At 32.0% G+C, this 17,657-nt stretch carries 21 protein-coding genes; 10 read left to right on the top strand and 11 right to left on the bottom strand.

All coding sequences use genetic code 11. The annotated features are described in order from the left end of the window. Positions 1 to 112 precede the first annotated feature (112 nt). The gene (locus tag MKX72_RS26995; protein WP_098113480.1) at positions 113 to 295 is read right to left on the bottom strand and encodes a hypothetical protein; all 183 of its coding nucleotides are present in this window, start codon (positions 293 to 295) and stop codon (positions 113 to 115) included. Positions 296 to 1,643: 1,348 nt separating this feature from the next. Between MKX72_RS26995 and MKX72_RS26990 the strand changes: the two genes are divergently transcribed. After that, the gene (locus tag MKX72_RS26990) at positions 1,644 to 2,087 is read left to right on the top strand and encodes a hypothetical protein (RefSeq protein ID WP_098113479.1); all 444 of its coding nucleotides are present in this window, start codon (positions 1,644 to 1,646) and stop codon (positions 2,085 to 2,087) included. Between the two features lie 723 nt (positions 2,088 to 2,810). On the opposite strand, the gene MKX72_RS26985 is transcribed toward MKX72_RS26990, so the two are convergent. The 5 genes from MKX72_RS26985 to MKX72_RS26965 form a co-directional block, all read right to left on the bottom strand. Continuing rightward, a complete protein-coding gene (locus MKX72_RS26985; protein WP_340760982.1) occupies positions 2,811 to 3,002 on the bottom strand; it encodes a hypothetical protein in 192 nt (63 codons plus the stop codon). A gap of 467 nt (positions 3,003 to 3,469) precedes the next feature. After that, positions 3,470 to 4,207, bottom strand: coding sequence for a permease prefix domain 1-containing protein (locus MKX72_RS26980; RefSeq protein WP_186808561.1), 738 nt, complete (start codon positions 4,205 to 4,207; stop codon positions 3,470 to 3,472). After that, complete coding sequence (locus MKX72_RS26975) at positions 4,204 to 4,545, bottom strand: PadR family transcriptional regulator (protein ID WP_155008828.1); 342 nt, start codon at positions 4,543 to 4,545, stop codon at positions 4,204 to 4,206. Before MKX72_RS26975 ends, MKX72_RS26980 begins: the two co-directional genes overlap by 4 nt. A 590-nt stretch (positions 4,546 to 5,135) precedes the next feature. Then, a complete protein-coding gene (locus tag MKX72_RS26970; RefSeq protein WP_155008827.1) occupies positions 5,136 to 6,143 on the bottom strand; it encodes a sensor histidine kinase in 1,008 nt (335 codons plus the stop codon). Further along, positions 6,140 to 6,802 (bottom strand): response regulator transcription factor, encoded by a 663-nt coding sequence (locus MKX72_RS26965; RefSeq protein WP_098113894.1) that lies wholly within the window; start codon positions 6,800 to 6,802, stop codon positions 6,140 to 6,142. The genes MKX72_RS26970 and MKX72_RS26965 overlap by 4 nt, the downstream gene beginning before the upstream one ends. 321 nt (positions 6,803 to 7,123) lie before the next feature. On the opposite strand from MKX72_RS26965, the gene MKX72_RS26960 reads away from it, so the two are divergent. Genes MKX72_RS26960 through MKX72_RS26950 form a run of 3 tightly spaced genes read left to right on the top strand, consistent with a single transcriptional unit; the run spans position 7,124 to position 10,033 of the window. Beyond that, positions 7,124 to 7,888: an ABC transporter ATP-binding protein gene (locus tag MKX72_RS26960; RefSeq protein WP_155008826.1), complete on the top strand. Its 765-nt coding sequence runs from the start codon at positions 7,124 to 7,126 to the stop codon at positions 7,886 to 7,888. Beyond that, positions 7,878 to 9,875 carry an FtsX-like permease family protein gene (locus MKX72_RS26955; protein ID WP_235918801.1) on the top strand — a complete coding sequence of 666 codons (1,998 nt, stop codon included), beginning with the start codon at positions 7,878 to 7,880 and terminating at the stop codon, positions 9,873 to 9,875. The genes MKX72_RS26960 and MKX72_RS26955 overlap by 11 nt, the downstream gene beginning before the upstream one ends. Before the next feature lie 17 nt (positions 9,876 to 9,892). After that, positions 9,893 to 10,033, top strand: coding sequence for a hypothetical protein (locus MKX72_RS26950; RefSeq protein WP_176521464.1), 141 nt, complete (start codon positions 9,893 to 9,895; stop codon positions 10,031 to 10,033). Positions 10,034 to 10,538: 505 nt separating this feature from the next. Here the strand turns inward: MKX72_RS26950 and MKX72_RS26945 are convergent. Together MKX72_RS26945 and MKX72_RS26940 are read right to left on the bottom strand one after the other, a co-directional pair. Beyond that, positions 10,539 to 11,858 (bottom strand): hemolysin family protein, encoded by a 1,320-nt coding sequence (locus MKX72_RS26945; protein WP_098113897.1) that lies wholly within the window; start codon positions 11,856 to 11,858, stop codon positions 10,539 to 10,541. A 78-nt stretch (positions 11,859 to 11,936) separates the two neighbouring features. Further along, positions 11,937 to 12,167, bottom strand: a complete 231-nt coding sequence (locus MKX72_RS26940) for a hypothetical protein (RefSeq protein WP_098113898.1) — start codon at positions 12,165 to 12,167, stop codon at positions 11,937 to 11,939. Positions 12,168 to 12,344: 177 nt separating this feature from the next. Here MKX72_RS26940 and MKX72_RS26935 point away from each other — a divergent pair, with 177 nt between their 5' ends. Next, positions 12,345 to 12,536, top strand: coding sequence for a hypothetical protein (locus MKX72_RS26935; protein ID WP_057240453.1), 192 nt, complete (start codon positions 12,345 to 12,347; stop codon positions 12,534 to 12,536). A 107-nt stretch (positions 12,537 to 12,643) separates the two neighbouring features. Here the strand turns inward: MKX72_RS26935 and MKX72_RS26930 are convergent, their stop codons facing one another. Continuing rightward, positions 12,644 to 13,045, bottom strand: coding sequence for a hypothetical protein (locus MKX72_RS26930; RefSeq protein WP_098113899.1), 402 nt, complete (start codon positions 13,043 to 13,045; stop codon positions 12,644 to 12,646). Continuing rightward, positions 13,045 to 13,251 carry a helix-turn-helix transcriptional regulator gene (locus tag MKX72_RS26925; RefSeq protein ID WP_098113900.1) on the bottom strand — a complete coding sequence of 69 codons (207 nt, stop codon included), beginning with the start codon at positions 13,249 to 13,251 and terminating at the stop codon, positions 13,045 to 13,047. The genes MKX72_RS26930 and MKX72_RS26925 overlap by 1 nt, the downstream gene beginning before the upstream one ends. Positions 13,252 to 13,580: 329 nt before the next feature. Between MKX72_RS26925 and MKX72_RS26920 the strand changes: the two genes are divergently transcribed. Further along, on the top strand, positions 13,581 to 13,808 hold the full coding sequence (locus MKX72_RS26920) for a helix-turn-helix transcriptional regulator (protein WP_155008824.1): 228 nt from the start codon (positions 13,581 to 13,583) through the stop codon (positions 13,806 to 13,808). Between the two features lies 1 nt (position 13,809). Further along, positions 13,810 to 14,160 (top strand): DUF2178 domain-containing protein, encoded by a 351-nt coding sequence (locus MKX72_RS26915; RefSeq protein WP_098113902.1) that lies wholly within the window; start codon positions 13,810 to 13,812, stop codon positions 14,158 to 14,160. Positions 14,161 to 14,324: 164 nt separating this feature from the next. Here MKX72_RS26915 and MKX72_RS26910 read toward each other — a convergent pair whose 3' ends face one another. After that, the gene (locus tag MKX72_RS26910) at positions 14,325 to 14,585 is read right to left on the bottom strand and encodes a hypothetical protein (RefSeq protein ID WP_155008823.1); all 261 of its coding nucleotides are present in this window, start codon (positions 14,583 to 14,585) and stop codon (positions 14,325 to 14,327) included. A 219-nt stretch (positions 14,586 to 14,804) separates the two neighbouring features. Between MKX72_RS26910 and MKX72_RS26905 the strand changes: the two genes are divergently transcribed. The 3 genes from MKX72_RS26905 to MKX72_RS26895 all read left to right on the top strand — a co-directional run bounded on the left by MKX72_RS26905 (position 14,805) and on the right by MKX72_RS26895 (position 17,652). Further along, complete coding sequence (locus MKX72_RS26905) at positions 14,805 to 15,332, top strand: RNA polymerase sigma factor (RefSeq protein WP_098113904.1); 528 nt, start codon at positions 14,805 to 14,807, stop codon at positions 15,330 to 15,332. Then, the gene (locus MKX72_RS26900; RefSeq protein ID WP_155008822.1) at positions 15,322 to 16,653 is read left to right on the top strand and encodes a DUF4179 domain-containing protein; all 1,332 of its coding nucleotides are present in this window, start codon (positions 15,322 to 15,324) and stop codon (positions 16,651 to 16,653) included. Before MKX72_RS26905 ends, MKX72_RS26900 begins: the two co-directional genes overlap by 11 nt. A gap of 435 nt (positions 16,654 to 17,088) precedes the next feature. Then, positions 17,089 to 17,652 carry a DUF2975 domain-containing protein gene (locus tag MKX72_RS26895; RefSeq protein ID WP_155008821.1) on the top strand — a complete coding sequence of 188 codons (564 nt, stop codon included), beginning with the start codon at positions 17,089 to 17,091 and terminating at the stop codon, positions 17,650 to 17,652. Positions 17,653 to 17,657: the final 5 nt, after the last annotated feature.

Here is a 17,657-nt window from a genome sequence, read left to right as displayed (position 1 = left end):
GTATCAACGACCAATATATTACAAAAGACTAATTGGAGAAATGATTGATAAATAAAAAGCAACCTTTCTCCCAGTCAACAGCATGAGAGGCAAGGTCGCTTTTTTATATTTATTAATAATATTTCCTATGATATAACCCTTTTTCTAATTCAATTGTATATCTCAATCTTGTTTGCTTTTTATAAAGTTCATCAGACAGTTCTATGAACTCGCCTTCCGTAATCATTCCATTAATTAACTTAGTAAAGAGATCATTGATGTGTTGGGTAACATCTTTAAGTTCTTTTTCTTTCAATCATTTCAATCCTTCAAATCAAATTTCCCTAACTATACTACGGAGTATGAATATATAAAAGAGGTAAATTATCCCTTTTTAAGTTATTTTATATACACTTAACTATAAAAATCATTGCAATTTGTCTTACAAGCTTTATCTCATTATGATATACTAGCATAGCTAACCTATTTTCTTATGAAAATAACCTAAATCACACTTTAACTTTTTCTTTTTTTTGCAGAGTAACATTCTAAATTCCTAAAGTGCTCGCAGTTTTATTTAAACTGCGAGCACTTTTTTTACTTTCTTAACAACAGATCAATTAATAGAAAAGAGATTAGAATAGCTAAAAGTATAGATATTATGTTCATCTACCATTTATTCTTTGAACTAGAAAAGACGCTGTGAAGCGTCTATTTGGTAATTCTCACTGTTTCAAACTGAAGAGCGTAAAGCAGAAAAACTACCTTAAAAAATTAATCAAACAATTAGTTAAAGTAGTTTTTCTGTTCTTCAACTTACATAAGGTATAAATACACTCATATAAACATTGGCATTTAACAATACGATGTGTAACTATAGTCCTCTATTACATAATTTCATTGATACTTGAGCATGATACTTATGATGGCATAAAGTCTCTATACGTTTTAACTTAAAGTATTTCGTTATAAGCAAAAAAACTCTTGGGATATCCTCAACTGAGAGTTTTTTTGTTTTAACGATTTAAAAAGATATTTCTATTTTTGAATAGAAATATCTTGTAGAGAGCAAGCTACTCAAGAATGAGTAATGCTTCAAAATTACAATGTAAAGTATTGATGATAAGAGCTAAAAAAGCACCTTAAAGAGAAGGTGCTTTTTTAGTTGGAAGGAATGACTTATAGATGAAACTATTTTTCAATTATCTGTTTTTCTTAATCGGTGGAGTTATTTGTATCAGTCTCCTAGCGTTTTCTATCTACACAGATCTTGCTCACTTGAATGGATACAATCCTATTCCTGTTGGGAAGTGAAATGCTTATAGAAATGGACATCAAGATCATAAATTAATTTATTTTCTGAATGGAAACACTTTTCTAAGAGTAAACTACCAAAGATGTCGCAACGCATCAACTTATGTGATAATTCTTGTAGCAAAAAGCTCCCTACGGAAATAGGGAGCTTTTGTCTTGTGAGTGTGTAAGATGTACAGAACCATTTAACATAAAACTTATTTTGAGCACAAAAGAGCTTGGGCTAATAAGTTCAAGTTTTTCTTCTCTATACAATTATAAACTGAAACCTAACATGTGTTGTTGGAACGAGTGTGTGAGGTTTTTGTGAAAAAGGGTATACTAACGTTATTAAATAAAGAGGTGCTGCTATGGAATCCCCTTTTGAAATGATAACAAATGTGGAGAAAGTGGAAAATGCTTATTATGTAGAAATAAAGCCAGGTGAGTACAATGCAAAGTATTGGAATAAAGACTCGGTCTATATTGCTGATGAAGCTTTTGCTTATTTCTACACCACGATTTGCAAGTATGTGCCACAGTATCAACCTACGGAAGTGACAGAAATTAAAACAGAAACATGGCTACGTATCAGTAATCAGCTGCAAGAACTCGCATGTTTTTTGAGTAGCGACCCTCCTATGATTAAACTAAAGAAATGGATTGATTTTAATAAAGTGGAGGAAACGTACAAACAGTTTAATCGTCACAAAAAAAAGTACATTCGTGAGTTAATTAACATGATTGAGGAGTTTACAGTGTGGTTGAAAAAAATCTGTCAAACACAATCATACATCACCATTTTGGGTACTTAATGTAAATCAATTCTACGTTTATTGGGCCATACATTTAAAATTAAAGATACATGGTATTATCAGAAAAGAAACCCTTAGGTAATAAGGAAATCGTGAGGAATGTATGCTTACCACCTTATTAATAATAGCAGGAAAAAAGAGTTGTATTTGTTCAATTATAGGATTTACATACAGAAGCTTTAATGTAGATGACTTATTCATAAATACAATTGCTTCTGGAGTGGGTTTTATATGTTTCACCAGCCTCTTTGCTTACATACTCCACGTCCTTCTTACCAAATACAAACGACAATATTACTATCCAAAAAACTATAGAAAAGTGCCTTACGTTGAATTTGGTACAACTATGAGATCTAACGGTAATTATAATATAAAAGTATAAGCTCGCCTATTTTAGATGTTTCAAGCATCACCTGAAAAGAACAACATTCATTTATCTCAGCAAAAACTCTTGATTGTTAGTCAGGAGTTTTTGCTGCTTTTATTTATAAAACGAATAATGCAGAACAACACGAGCAAACTATCCAAGATGCTTCGTACGCTCTGGAGTATCTCTTTACGGCCAAAATTGTATAACATCCAAAACAGAAAAACTGCCTCCTCCCCGATGGCAGTTTTTCTGTTTCGTAAGTATAGATCTTATGTGTGCGAAGTTAACATAAAACCATTTCTAGGTACCACAAAGGGAACTTTATGTCCCATAGATAATCCTTTTTCTAACTTTTAAATCCTTGTTCCATTTTCCTTAACTGCTTTATTACGTTTTTTCCCTAAAATTATTTTTAAATGAAGTATACATGCTAATAATCCAACACTAACAATAACCCAACGCATAAACCCTTCAAATTGGGGATCAAAAATATTTATTAAAGCTATTATTAGTCCTACTAACATCCCAATATAATTTAAATGCAAATACAGCACTCCTAACTATCACTTACCTAATAATTACATTCTATCAAAATTTATGTATTGATTCAGAATGAATATAATATACCAATCCAGTTACCATAATGTACCTTACCGGAATCAAAAAAAGACGTTCAATTAAGACGTCTTTTTTGTTGGATATAAGAAATTATCCAACTAATAACAAAAGTAACAGGAAAGGTAAGGAGAATACGAATAGTACTTCCTTGAAGCCATTCTATATCAAACAAATCTGCAATAGTAAAGATTATTAAAATAACAATTAAACTGGAAATTACTGTGGTTACATAGGTTTTCAAATTAAATTCTCCTAATAAAGTTTGTCTTAATAATTATATCACCGTTTATTTACTGTTTTAGATAAAATTAGATATGAGTATCGTATACAAAGTTAGTTAACGTAATCCATATTCTAGGAATAAAAAAAGAGGGTACACAATGCACCTTCTTTTTTATTGGATTAAAATATGTAGTTTTTTTCTGTTTGAACGTTGCTTTATGAACAAAGCAACAATTCCTAAGACAGCTGCCACTATAAATAAGCTGTAAGGAATAGCGTAAAATGGGCCATAGTAAGGAAGTTGTTTATAACTAAACTCTGCATACCAATACTGATTTTCAATTCCTGTATCCCAAACTCTTTCATTTCCATACACAATTTCTTTATCCATTTTACTGTATATATCAGGAAATTGAGATTCTTTAAATCTTCTAGGACTTCCTTCTGGCTTTTTGTATAAAGATAGATCTTCAATTGTCGATTCTTTAACAGTCTTATTAATAATTCTTTCTTTATCAATTTGTGACAAAGGTGAACTCCCTAAGTTATCAATAAGATGCTGAATTGCTGAGCGTGATGTAGCATTTTTTGAAGAAATCATTTGATCTTTTGTAAAAATTACTGCTAAGAAGATAAACCCTATAATAAAAAGAACAACAGAACAGCGAAATAGTTTTTTAATTACCGCACTTTGCTCCTTAAACAAGCTAAACAAGCCCCTAGCAATTTGTTTTTCGTCACCAAATCTATATAAAGCAATTTCTATTGCTTCATCTTGTGTTTTACCTTCTAATTTTAACTCCTCAACAGTCTCCATTAGATGTGTTTTCATTTCTTCTTTCAATTCTTTGGCTTCTTTCCCACTAACATCTGAATAAACCGAATCTACAAATTGATTGATTTTCTTCATTCTCTTTCATTCCTTTCTAAAAATGAATCCATCATCTTCTTTACAAATTGCCATTCCAAGATTTTTTCTTCAAAGCCCTCTTTGCCTAAAGCTGTGAGTTTATAATATTTTCTTCTTCCCCCTGGCCCTTGCTCATTTCCCCAGTAAGATTGAATCCATTTATTCTTTTCTAAGCGCTTCAAAGATAGATAAAGTGTTCCTTCTTTTAGCTCAAATTGATTACTACTTTTCTCTCGTACCAATTTTGCTAACTCATACCCATACATATCCCTAAGATCCAGAAGGGAAAGGATTAAGGTATCAATATGTCCTTTAAGTACTTCTTTATTAATTTCCATATTTTACACCTCTCTATTTAAATATAAATTACAATACCTAATAATGCAAGGTATTATTTTCTGAAAGGTATATGAATATCATATACAAAGCTAGTTTACATAAGGTCTCTTTCCCGTACACATACAAAAAGAGAACCCTTCTGAGAGTAAGGGTTCGAAAGAGGTCTCATTTATGAGTTATGCAGCTTTTTATACATCCTTGATTTATCAACGTTTGGCCTCGGGCTGAGTGACAAATAGATGAATAAAAAGCGCACCTTTCATTCATATGCAACGTAAGTAAAATATAGTATATATGGTAAAAATATGATATTATTATTTGCGGTGCTATGCTATGATTCTTCACTAATTTTGAATCATGAAGAAGCAACCTCGTCCGCCATGTCGAGGTTGCTTTTTATTTTGCTACTTTTTCACCTCGACAAAGCATGAAAAATGAAATAAGTAAAATTAGAGATAAAGAAAAGGTTATTCTCTTAATAGAGAATAACCTTTTCTTTATGCTTATCAGTTTGAATACTAATTTTAACACATATTTGTTATTTAATACGGCTATTTATAAAATTACGTTTCAATCTCTTGTTTTTTTCTCAGTCAAAAGTGTTTAACTTATCGGGGAAGAAAATCCTTATTTCAGTACCTTTATCCTTTTGAGAATTTGCTTTTATAGAAAGTCCCAATTTCTCACATAGATTGTTACATAAATATAGTCCCATCCCTGTAGATTTAGCACGATTTCGTCCGTTTATTCCTGTGAAGCCTTTTTTAAAGATGAGCCCAAGGTCAGCTTCACTAATCCCGATTCCGTTATCATAGACTCGTAAAATAGTTCCTCCTGCAATTTTTTCTGCAGTGAAAGATAGCTTTAAGGAGAGACTTTGATACTTAATAGAGTTATCTATAAGTTGCTTTAAAATAAAGATAATCCACTTTGAATCTGAAGTAACTTTTAGATCAAGTTGATCCATATTTATTTGAGCACTTGCACGTATGAGAGTCAAAGATAGCGACTTAACAGCTTTATTAACAACGGAATGGAGTGGAAATGTCTCAATTCTGTAATCTTGGTTTAAAGTGCTACTTCTTGCATAGTATAGGGCTTGTTCAACATATCCTTCAATTTTAGATATTTCTGTTTGCATATGCATCTTTTCAGAAGTTCTATGGTTTTCTAGGATTAATCTTAATGCAGTAATGGGGGTTTTTACCTCGTGAACCCACATTTCAATGTAATCATAATATTCTTGTTGAGAATTCTTTAGGGAGGAGATACGATCGTTCATAACCTTTGTAGCACTCTTTAATATACTGTAAAACACCTGTCCAGAATGAAACGTTGGCTCTTGTACGATATCAGCAATTAGCGTCTTCTCGTCCAACTGTTCAAATATGGCCATTAAATGGCCATAATAATGTTTCATTCGATAGTACTCAAATATTACGTTACATAAAAAAAAGAATATAGAAACGGTATTAATTAAGATAATCAAATTTACAGGAAGGTCGAACAAAAAAAGCATAAGGGAAATAATACAAAGGGAAAGTGCATTTAAAAGAAATGAAACCTGCTTTTCCTGCAAAAACTGAAGCGCACTCATAGTTGGTATCCTTGTCCTCTTTTTGTCAATAAGTAACCTTCTAATCCAATAGATTCTAACTTCCTTCTCAGTCTAGCTATATTTACATTTAACGTATTTTCGTCTACAAAATCTCCATTTTGCCAAAGTTCATTCATTAGCTCTTCCCTTGAAATAATATTCCCTTTATTAAGTGTCAAAAGACGAAGGAGTCCTAATTCATTTTTGTTAAGCTCCACTTCTTCTATACCAGATATAACTCTACTTTTTAACACATCTACTGTTAATTCTTTGTAGGTTAATAAAACATTTTGTGCACTTTCATTCGTTCGTTTTAGAACTGCTTGAATATGTGCTAAAAGTATTTGCAAGTCGTAAGGTTTTGTAATAAAGTCATCTGCTCCGATATTAAGGCTTAATAGTTCATCCATCGGTGTATTTCGACTAGTCACAACAATAATTGGAACGGAAGAAACCTTTCGGATTTGTCGACATATTTGAAAACCATCTTTGTAAGGGAGGTTAAGATCTAAAAGAATCAGGTTTGACTTTGACTCTAAAGATGCCTCTACAATGTTTTCAAAGTCATCACTGCTGTTGCACTCATAGCCATATTTCGTAAGGAAATCCATTAGTTCGTTTCGAATAGTTTGGTCATCTTCAATTATATATATTTTCATAACCTTTCCTCCATATTAAGTGATTACAAGATTGTCAAAATTACAATGAAGGAATTTAAATAGCAATTTAAAAATCCCTTAATGTTGTTTGTAGTACATATGTAAATGAACGACTTTTAATTTGTTTCCAGTGAACTGTAGCCTTCATTTTGCAATCCTAATAGGTTGAAATGATAGACATCACACATAATATTATATACAAATTTGGATTAAATTGTAATGACCTCAACCTTACAAATCGGTAATGTTGCGGTAAGAAAGAACGATAGTACCAAAATGGTTTTAAATGCTATGCTTAAAAAAAACAGGGAGGGAAATCCAATGAGCGCATTATTAAAGGTAGAAAATATTGAAAAAGTGTATGGGAACCGATCAAGCATTACACATGCTTTAAACAATATTTCTTTTGAAGTTGATAAAGGAGAGTTTCTTGGAATTATGGGGGCAAGTGGAAGTGGAAAAAGTACTTTACTAAACTGTATTTCAACTATTGATACAGTGACGGCAGGTCATGTTTATGTCCAAGGTTCCGATATTACAACACTGAAAGGAAATAAATTATCAAAGTTTCGTCGAGAGAAGTTGGGATTTATTTTCCAAGATTACAACTTACTTGATACCTTGACTGCTTACGAAAACATATCATTAGCATTATCGATCATTAATTACCCTCAAAACAAAATTCATGAAGAAATTAATAACGTGGCAAACGCGTTAAATATACAAAACATCTTACATAAATATCCTTATCAAATGTCCGGCGGGCAACAGCAGAGGATTGCAGCAGCTAGAGCTATTGTAACGCAGCCTTCACTATTATTAGCTGATGAGCCGACTGGTGCCCTTGATAGCAAGTCAGCAAAAATGTTATTAAAAAGCTTAGAGATATTAAATAAACAACAAGCTACTATCTTAATGGTTACTCATGACGCATATAACGCTAGTTTTTGTAAAAGAATCATCTTTATTAAGGACGGGAAGATATTTAATGAACTAGTAAGAGGAAGTGACGATCGTCAAACCTTCTTTAACCGCATTATGGAAGTTGTAGCATTGCTCGGAGGAGATATAAGTGATGACTTTTAATCTGATTTTTAAAAATGTAAGACGGAGTATGAAAGATTACGCAATATACTTTCTCACATTGGCTTTAGGAGTGAGCTTGTTCTATGCTTTTAACTCAATCTCTTCTCAGCCGGATTTAAATAAATTAAATTATGCTATGGAACTGTTCGGAGATGCTCTGGTTACATATATAGGACTACTATCCAAATTCATCGCAGTTATTCTTGCTTTTCTCATCATTTATGCTAACCAATTTATTATGAAGCGAAGAAAGAAAGAAATGGGCATTTATATGTCCCTGGGAATGAATAAATGGAAGATATCTTCACTATTCGTAGGAGAAACTTTTTTAGTAGGGATATTAGCTTTAATGGTGGGGCTTGGCATAGGTTTTCTTTTATCACAAGGAATATCAATCGTCGCTTTAAAGTTATTTGTAGGTAATGCAGCAGGTTTTCAACTAATGTTTTCAGCAGCAGCGATGAAACAAACCATTCTAAGCTTTGCACTTATTTTTATTATTGTTATGTTATTTAATACTCGTACAATCATAAACATTAAACTTGTTGAACTTTTGACAGCAAATAGAAAAAACCAAGAGTTAAAAACTCCCAATAAATCCATTACACTGCTATTATTTCTACTTTCACTCGTATCACTTGTGTCAGGTACTACATCACTTTTATTTTATGGTTTAGATAAAGATAAATTAACCTGGATAATGGGCCTCCTTGTAGTTGGAGTTATCTTATTTTATTACACAGTTTCTGGTGTGATTATTATGCTAATGAAAAGGAACAAAAAAACATATTTTACTGGCTTAAATGCATTCTCTTTTAGACAACTAGGAAGTAAGATGCAAACTAATTTTCTAGTTATGATTGTGCTGTGTGGACTTCTATTTACATCACTTGTCGTACTTGGAACAGGATTTAGTACTACGAACTCTATGAACAAACAGGCTAAAGCATCTACTCCATTTGACCTTACAATTATGTATCCATACCAGAAAAACAATGCACCTTTAAATCGAGCAGATCGTGACGGAATTAAGCTCAGAGAAAACCTTAAGAGCTACGCTCAAACTACGTTATATAAAACAACTATGACTTATGAAGATTTGTTTAAGGAGCAGAAGCTGAATTTAGCTAAAACAGAGCAAAAAATGCTAAAATCTCACATCAATTTTGTTTCACAAACAGATTTTAACAAGCAGATGAGGTTGTCTGGACAGAAACAGATTCAATTGAAGCCTGGTCAATACATTATAAATGCAAACCATGAAGGTACTGAAAAAAACGTAAAGTATTTTTTACAACATAATGGAACCCTTACCGTGGGACATAAAACATTAACCCCTATAAGTGACAAACCATTTAAAAATATTATCTCTTTATCAAATTCCACGATTACAAACGATATGGGTACAGTAATTATTCCAGATCAAGTCGCTCGTATACTTAAACCAGATAGCTACTTACTTAACGGTAAGTTTCCATCAATAAAGGCGGAAGGTCAAATGTATGAAGCTATGAATAATAAATGGATTGAACATTCACTAAACGGAAGCATGTTTTATGTAACTAACAGTGTAATTAAAGATACATATTTTGGAACCTTCGGTGTAATTGCATTCATTTGCAGTTATCTTGGCATAGTTCTATTGATTGTAACCTTGTCTGTGCTATCGCTACAGCAGCTAACTGAAATACAAGATAATAAAGAGCGTTATCGTACTTTAGCTAAAATTGGTGCTGATAAAGGAATGATTAGCAAGTCTATTTTTAAGCAGGTCGCTTTTTATTTTGTTATGCCGTTGATTATGGCAGCAATACTCTCTAGTTTCACTACTAGGGTAGTATTAGATAAACTAGAGCCTTTCTTTGAAATATCAATTGCTCAGAATATGATTGTCAGCTACGGGATTATTCTAGCACTATATGCAGTATATTTTATTGCCACTTATCAAAGTGCAAAGCAAATTATCGTTGAAAATAATATTAAATAAGCTAGGGGGATAACAATATGGAGAAGTTTTTAGAAAAACAAGGATTACCCGAGGGAATCATTGAGACGATAAAATGGTGGCTTCCGTACTTGGGAATTGCTGGCGTAATGCTTCTTGTTATTGTCATTACAATGCTCATCCATAGACGTAATAGTTAAAGGAACTAAGATATTTTGATATTATTTACATGAATATTTTATAAGAACCTTTTTTATAAATATTGTTCTACAAAGTGAGAAAATTACTCACGATACAAAAAGGTGTGATTGTACAACGGGGTATATCAAGGTTTTTTTCTCACATCGACATTGATGTAATATTTACCTTATGTTACAATTATTCCAAACGACAAAACATAGTATATGCAATATATTATGTTCATTTCTTGCATTCAACACAAAAAGCCACTGTCTAGGCCAGTGGCTTTTTGTGTTCTCATAATTTATGGTTAACGGTTCAAATAATTGATTTTACACGAAAATATGATACGATAATAAAGATCAGACTATTTTTTACAAATTTCAACATAACCCTGTTTAAAAGCTACCTCGCCTTCACTCCGAGGTAGCTTTTTATTTTGTGGAGGGTAAAAGTATACTTTTATACGTGTTGCCAGAAATAAAAAGACTCTTATGCATTGCATTGTAAAGGTCTTTTTATTTCCTATTTAGCTACGCTCAAAGAATGCTGTTTATTTGCTACCTCGATGGTTTGAATATTTCGCCCATCAACTTCTCTCACAATAAACTCAAAATCATTATACACAAGGACTTCATTTAACTTAACGTCTATTTTCTGAGATAAGATCCATCCACCTATCGTATCCACCGCATTAGTTTCAATTTTCGTTCCCATTAGTGTATTTACGTCTCTCACTAATACTTTCCCATTAAAAACATAGTGATGTTCACCAATTTTTTGCCTATCGAGCACTTCATCAGAATCAAATTCGTCATGGATTTCTCCTACGATTTCTTCTAAAATATCTTCAACGGTTACTAAACCAGCTGTCCCTCCATATTCATCAAGTAAGATTGCTATGTGGATACGTTCCTTTTGCATCTTTCTTAATAGCTTATTGATAGAGTACGATTCAATGACTTGAATCACGGGTTTAACGTAACAGCTAATGAGTTGGTTTCGTAAGGTGTCATCAAATGCAACATCGCTTAAGATTTCTTTTATATTTACCATCCCTATGATTTGATCTTTATCTCCATCGGTTGTTACTGGGTAACGAGTATACTGCTCCAATGCAGCCATTTCTAAAAATGCACCAATTGTGTCATGTTCAGAGATTGTTATCATCTCAGTTCGTGGAATCATGATTTCTTTCGCCAGGCGTTCATCAAATTCAAAAATATTGTTTACGTACTTTAGCTCACTCTGATTAATAGCACCACTCTTATAGCTCTCAGCTAACAAGAGACGAAGTTCCTCTTCTGAATGGGCCAATTCGTGCTCTGAAGCAGGTTTTAATCCAAACATTCCAACCAGTATTCGTGCAGAACCATTTAAAATCCAGATAAACGGATACATGATTTTATAAAACCAGATGATGGGCGCTGAAAATAACAACGTGACAGCTTCTGCTTTCTGTATTGAAAATGTCTTAGGTGCTAATTCACCTACCACAACATGAAGATAAGTCATCACAATAAAGGCGATACCAAACGATAAAAGGTGTGTAATGGACTCATTTAAATCAAACTTCATAAAAATGGGACTTAGCAACCTTTCTACCGTAGGTTCACCAAGAACACCTAGCCCCATCGATGTTACTGTAATACCTAGTTGACAAGCAGATAAATATTCGTCTAAGTGCGTAATGACCTTTTTTGCAGACACAGCACCCTTTTTACCTTCAGCTACAAGTTGATCAATCTTAGAGCTTCGTACTTTAACAATCGCAAATTCTGTGGCTACAAAGAAACCAGTCAATCCAATTAATACTGCTACCAATAACAAGTTAATTATGTCCAATTAGTTGTCTTACCTAAGTAAGACTTACACCTCCAATAGATTTAATGACAAATACATTATGTAGAAACATCTAGCTATCTAAACTTCTTTTAAAATGACTCGTTGTAAAGGAACACCGCCCATGCTTATTGTTTTTTCAGATAACATATATTTCTGATGATCAACTAGCAAGGTGTGAGTATCAATAACTTCACAGGTCGTTCCTTTGTTTTGAAAATGTTTTACTACAGCTTTCTTTAAATCAGTTAGGTTGTAGTATCTTTCTTCAAAATCAATGACAATTTTCTTTTTTCCAAATAACCCAAACATCCAAATCCCCTCCCATATGCTTATACGCTTTATCTGTATAAAAGTTCCATATATTTTCATATATTTCATTTATATATGTTTAATTGAAATTAATATAGCAGATATTCTGCGTGTTTTTTGTTATTTATTGTTAATTTTGGTATATTATTTAATGAATAAAAAAATGGAGGATAAAAAATGAGTTTGCTAATAGTAGGGATCATTATTATTTTGTCGGTCGTTGCAGACTATTTTATTTTCGATTACGACGATAAAAGATGGGGATGGCTAAAAGGATATTCTAAGCCTGTAAGAATAGGGATTATCAGTTGTTACCTAGTTATTTCATTTACTATTTACTTTGCTTTAAGCCTTAAATATATCTCTTAAGGTTTAAAGGCTTTTTTTATTTATATTCCATACATTTCTAGTTAGCATAAAACTGTCTATAAGAACTAAAAAGCCTAGAAACATAGTGTTTCTAGGCTTTTTAAACATTATCTATAACGTCTGGCAGAAAAGAATTGAACAATTGGAAAGATAACCAATGCCAGACATAAAGCTGCAAACAAAGAGATATTTCCAAAATCATTTTTTCTGACAAAAACAATACGATCTAAAATCCAAAGAATGAAAAGACCTATAGTTAAGATATGATAGCTTCTTTTAGCACTCATCGTAGCAATTTTCTTACCCATCTCATCTTTTTGAATTTGTCGATCAAATCCCCACGTAGCAAGTTGACATAAAGTAGTAATAACCAAAACTATTGCTATAACTCCCGTTACACCTAATCTAACTCCATCTTTAAAATCTGTTATATAAATCGTATACATTGCAAAAGCGCAGCTTAGTAAAATAATGGCAGTCCATACATAATTATTTTTTACATTTTTCATCATAAATTCCCCCTGTTTTTGTATAAAAATAATTCATCTACGCTAACATTCAAATTCCCTGCTAACTGAAATGCTAGCTCTAAGCTTGGATCGTACTTGTTATTCTCAATCGCATTAATTGTTTGTCTCGATACATTGCAAGCATTAGCTAGCGCTTCTTGAGATAACTTTTTAGATTTCCTTATTTCTTTGATTCGATTATCCATACTTATCAACCCACCTCTAAAATGTAAAAAACATTTTACATTTATAGTATATGGTAATATTTTCATTATGTCAAACATCTTTTACAAAATATCTACTTTTTTATGTATATCGCAAACAAATTTAGTTAACATAATATGCTATAGACAGTGAGAAAGAATTTATATTGTTTATTAAAAATGTAAAATGGGATAGACTCCTCGCTAAGAGTCTAACCCTTTTTATTATCATAAATTGTATAATAATATTTATCTTTTGTATAAATTTACTTTACCTTTATATAAGTTTGTTGTATTATTTATTTGTAGTCAAAAAAAGGATGGTGATTACATTGAAAGAAAAAAATGGTGACTACATTGAAAATAAAGTGTATGAGCACCGAGTTTTAAAAAGAATGTCTCAAAAAGAATTGGCTGACGCTGTAGGGGTGTCCAAACAAACCATATATGTGATGGAGAAAAATAATTATTCTCCTTCTCTCGTTTTAGCTTTTCGAATAGCTAATTTTTTCGATGTAGATGTTAACGATATTTTTAATTATGTGAGAGGAAGTGACTGAAATGGTAACTGACAAAATAGAAAAGGCCATTTTCAATCCTTTGAAAGCCTGGACAGAACAATCGAATAGTAACTGGAATATGCTGATTGGTATTGGACTTTTATCGCTTATAGTCGCAATAATTTTGGTATACGTATTTCAAAAAAAATTGGGTATGAGTGTATCTGACGAAAGAACGAACCAAATAAATTTAAAAAGTGCCCTTATTATGTTGTGTGGAATCATTTTATGCGACCTCATTTTCCCAAAAGATTATATGTGGCAAATTTTCTTCTTATTTAAATATTCCCTCGCATTCCTTGCTGCAGGTATATATCTTGCTATTCGATATAAAAAAGATTTTTTAAACTAAAGAATTAAACAGATTTACGGGCGGAAGTGTTTATAAAAAAAAAGCGATTAAAACTACAAACCTTTATGTGTATCGTATGCAAAACTAGTTACCATAATCACGTTTCTAGACATCAAAAAAGCTTTGATTTTGAATAATCAAAGCTTTTTATTGTTCATTGGTTTTTAGAAATTAATGATAAGCGCTGATGCAACTAAATAAGTTAATGAGAATAAGCTCAATAAGAAAATAAAAGATGCAAAAAGTAAAACCTTTGCCTTTTTATTAATTGTTATCCCATTCTTAAATAAGTTAGAGAATCCTAATAACACCCCCCCTAAAATCGCTATTAATCCGCATAACTCATTAGCTGTACTTCCTATCCATACCCCTGTAACAAGAATCATTGAAGCAAACAATGGGTTAAAAATAACATTCACAGTCACATTAATTAGCTCCCTTCATAAAAAAATACTATTAATTACTATTTTATCAGAAAATGGATTAATTAAGCTTTGAATATTATATACGAAGCTAGTTTACTGTTATACAAGGGATCGTTTTTTAAAGAAATTTGTGGTTAATCCATTTTTTTATCAAAACTTTAAGCCAAATGCCAAGTAACTTTGTCTAATAGTTATAAAAGGAAAAAGAAGAGAGGATGAATTTCAATTATTAGGATCGTTAAAAAAGCTCAAAAAGGTAATGATAAAGCCTTTTTGAAGCTTTTTCAGACATATGAACAAGATATTTATCGAATGGCTTATGTATATGTCAAAAATAAAGACGATGCCTTGGACGTGGTTCAAGAAGTAGCATACCGTTCTTTTAAAAACATAGATACTTTAAAAAAGCCAGAATACTTTAAGACATGGCTAATCAAAATTACTATTAGGTGTGCAATCGATCATCTAAGAAAGAATAGCAAGGTCGTTCAATTACATCCAGAATACGAAGAAATCATTGGTTCAGACATTGAAGATATCCCCCTTACAATATCCCTTCATCAATTAGTGGAAGAACTAAATGAAGATGAGAAAAGTGTTATTATTTTACGATTTTATGAAGGCTATTCTTTTAGGGAAATAGCTGAGACATTAACCATTCCCTTAGGCACGGCTAAATCTATTTTATATCGTGCTTTAGCTAAACTTCGTAAACAAGTGAAAGGCGTGGGTATTTATGAAGAATAAACTAAAAGAAGAACTTGAACAAATTGAAATCCCAAAAGAATTACATATGAGAGCCAAACTAGGTGTAGAAAAGGCTAAATCAGAGCAACCAAGAAGAACGTTTAAAAAAGCAATCGTATTTCCGGCTGCTGCAGTTTTATTCCTTATAGGTTCTGCAGGTGTAGGCGCAGCGACATTTCCAAGCTTCAACCACTTACTCTCTCTTGTTAGTCCCGACATTGCCTTGTTTCTTCAACCTATTGAAACCACTAGTGAAGATAAAGGAATAAAAATGAAGGTTGTAGGTGCCATGAACGACGACGAAATGGCTGTTATTTACGTTACGATGCAAGATTTAACAGGTAATCGCCTTGATAAAACGCTGGATCTTTATGATTACACATTAACTGACGGGCATATGTTTAATGGCCAAATTGTTAACTACGATAAAGATACAAATACAGCCACATTACGAATTCAAGCAAATGGAGGCACAAACTTTAATAATAAAAAAATCAAATTGCGAATAAGCTCTTTCCTTAGCCAAAGGTATAAGCATGAGGGAATCAAGATAGATACTGATCTGTCAGAGCTAAAGAATAAAAATGTAGATACAATCTCTCTTAGTACAGATAGTACATCTGGAGGAGGTGGGGAAATTACGGACCAACTCGACACGGGAGAAAGTATAGAAATCTTAAAGCCTAACGAAACCATTCTTTCTCTGCCCAAAATAAAATTTATGCATGTATCAAATATCGGATTTGTGAATGGTCAACTTCACGTTCAAACAAAGTGGTCCGATGAAGATATAGATAGCCATGGAGATTTTTATTTAGTTGATCCTTCGGGAAAGAAGATAAATGCTTCTTCTAACATCTCTTATGGAGTAGATAAATCAGGGGAAACTGTTTACGGAAATAACTACGTAGAATATATTTTTGATGTAAATAGTAAAGATCTTAGTAAGTTAAAGCTTATGGGAGACCTTGTATCTAATGGTAATTATACAAAGGGTGATTGGAGTACTACATTTAAATTGCATTCTGTAGAAAGCGAAAAAAGTCTGATCTTTAATGAAGACTTTGGCAGTTGGGAAGCAAATAAAATGACCCTTTCATCACTAGGTGTGACACTATACGGAAAAGGCCAATTTAAAGATACTGACGATATGAAAGTTAGTGTGGAAATGAGAAATGGAAGCATTCAATCACTCGATTCGTTACAAAACTTTAGTGATAATAAAAGCGTTAAAGCTAAATTTCTATCTTCTTCTCCTTTAGATTTATCAAAAATCAAAGCAATCAATGTAAATGGTACAGTTATTAAAGTACCTAAATAAAAGATAAAGCAAAGTTTCTTAATCCTATGAATAAGAAACTTTGCTTTTTTATTGTTCACTGTTTTAACGGCTACCTTAATATTAGTCCATTAAGATCACAACACACACAGTCCGTAAAAGTATACACATGCGGATATTAAGTTTATGAGCTATCTGTCTACTTGTATTCATTTTTAATAGGGATACAGAGTAACTAAGAGACAGTGATTGATATAACTACTATGCTGATTCATAATAGAAAAAAGCACCACCCTATTCTAAACGGGGTGGCGCTTTTTTGCTATCTCTAATATATATTTTATTAATTAAAATTTGAAAATGTCCTTATAATTGTCAATTTAAATTATATAATTATTGTTTATCGATAATTTTTTATTGATTTTATTGAGTTTAAATGGTAAGTTATTCCTATAGAAAATTTTGGAGGAATATTTAATGAACAGTAAAAAAGGTTATCGTGTGCTCTTTCATCTCATGAATAGTTTATTTTGGTTTCTTCTCGCAACTTCAGTAATAGGAGCGATGATAACAACTTATATTTTGTTTGACTCTTCAATCCTTAAAGAAATCTCAGGAATTCATTTTGCTATCTCTGAGGGAGTCCTTGGAATTAATTTAGACAACTATACACCGGATGTACAACTATTACAATTCACAATGGTATGTGCAATTATCGTAATGTTCTTTGTAACTATGATGTTTTGGAATTTTAGAGTTTTGTTTGAAAATGCATCTAAGGGATTTATATTTGTTGACAGTAGTACAAAGTCTATATTCTCAATAGGAATCATTTTATTAATACAATCATTTGCTAGTAGTTTGCCCAAAGTTTATATAGCTGCTAAAATGACTCCTTTTGTCCATATTACGAATGGGTCCTTTAAGGTTTCCTATTCAATAAATGAACTTCTTTTTATCACTGCTATATTCATTCTATTCTTAGGTGTTTTCTTTAAGCAGGCGGTTGCTATTGCTCAAGAAAATGAATTAACAGTATAGGAGAG

The organism is Priestia sp. FSL R5-0597, from assembly GCF_038006305.1.
GTDB classification, from domain to species: domain Bacteria; phylum Bacillota; class Bacilli; order Bacillales; family Bacillaceae_H; genus Priestia; species Priestia zanthoxyli.
The sequence above is the reverse complement of the archived record's forward strand: the minus strand, read 5'-3'. Positions and strand labels throughout refer to the sequence as shown.

What these genes read in the sequence shown, in the direction of transcription:
- MKX72_RS26990 (WP_098113479.1), top strand. Translation starts at nt 1,644, where the DNA reads ATGGAATCCCCTTTTGAAATGATAACAAATGTGGAGAAAGTGGAAAAT.
- MKX72_RS26980 (WP_186808561.1), bottom strand. Translation starts at nt 4,207, where the DNA reads ATGAAGAAAATCAATCAATTTGTAGATTCGGTTTATTCAGATGTTAGT.
- MKX72_RS26975 (WP_155008828.1), bottom strand. Translation starts at nt 4,545, where the DNA reads ATGGAAATTAATAAAGAAGTACTTAAAGGACATATTGATACCTTAATC.
- MKX72_RS26970 (WP_155008827.1), bottom strand. Translation starts at nt 6,143, where the DNA reads ATGAGTGCGCTTCAGTTTTTGCAGGAAAAGCAGGTTTCATTTCTTTTA.
- MKX72_RS26965 (WP_098113894.1), bottom strand. Translation starts at nt 6,802, where the DNA reads ATGAAAATATATATAATTGAAGATGACCAAACTATTCGAAACGAACTA.
- MKX72_RS26960 (WP_155008826.1), top strand. Translation starts at nt 7,124, where the DNA reads ATGAGCGCATTATTAAAGGTAGAAAATATTGAAAAAGTGTATGGGAAC.
- MKX72_RS26955 (WP_235918801.1), top strand. Translation starts at nt 7,878, where the DNA reads ATGACTTTTAATCTGATTTTTAAAAATGTAAGACGGAGTATGAAAGAT.
- MKX72_RS26950 (WP_176521464.1), top strand. Translation starts at nt 9,893, where the DNA reads ATGGAGAAGTTTTTAGAAAAACAAGGATTACCCGAGGGAATCATTGAG.
- MKX72_RS26940 (WP_098113898.1), bottom strand. Translation starts at nt 12,167, where the DNA reads ATGTTTGGGTTATTTGGAAAAAAGAAAATTGTCATTGATTTTGAAGAA.
- MKX72_RS26935 (WP_057240453.1), top strand. Translation starts at nt 12,345, where the DNA reads ATGAGTTTGCTAATAGTAGGGATCATTATTATTTTGTCGGTCGTTGCA.
- MKX72_RS26930 (WP_098113899.1), bottom strand. Translation starts at nt 13,045, where the DNA reads ATGAAAAATGTAAAAAATAATTATGTATGGACTGCCATTATTTTACTA.
- MKX72_RS26925 (WP_098113900.1), bottom strand. Translation starts at nt 13,251, where the DNA reads ATGGATAATCGAATCAAAGAAATAAGGAAATCTAAAAAGTTATCTCAA.
- MKX72_RS26915 (WP_098113902.1), top strand. Translation starts at nt 13,810, where the DNA reads ATGGTAACTGACAAAATAGAAAAGGCCATTTTCAATCCTTTGAAAGCC.
- MKX72_RS26900 (WP_155008822.1), top strand. Translation starts at nt 15,322, where the DNA reads ATGAAGAATAAACTAAAAGAAGAACTTGAACAAATTGAAATCCCAAAA.
- MKX72_RS26895 (WP_155008821.1), top strand. Translation starts at nt 17,089, where the DNA reads ATGAACAGTAAAAAAGGTTATCGTGTGCTCTTTCATCTCATGAATAGT.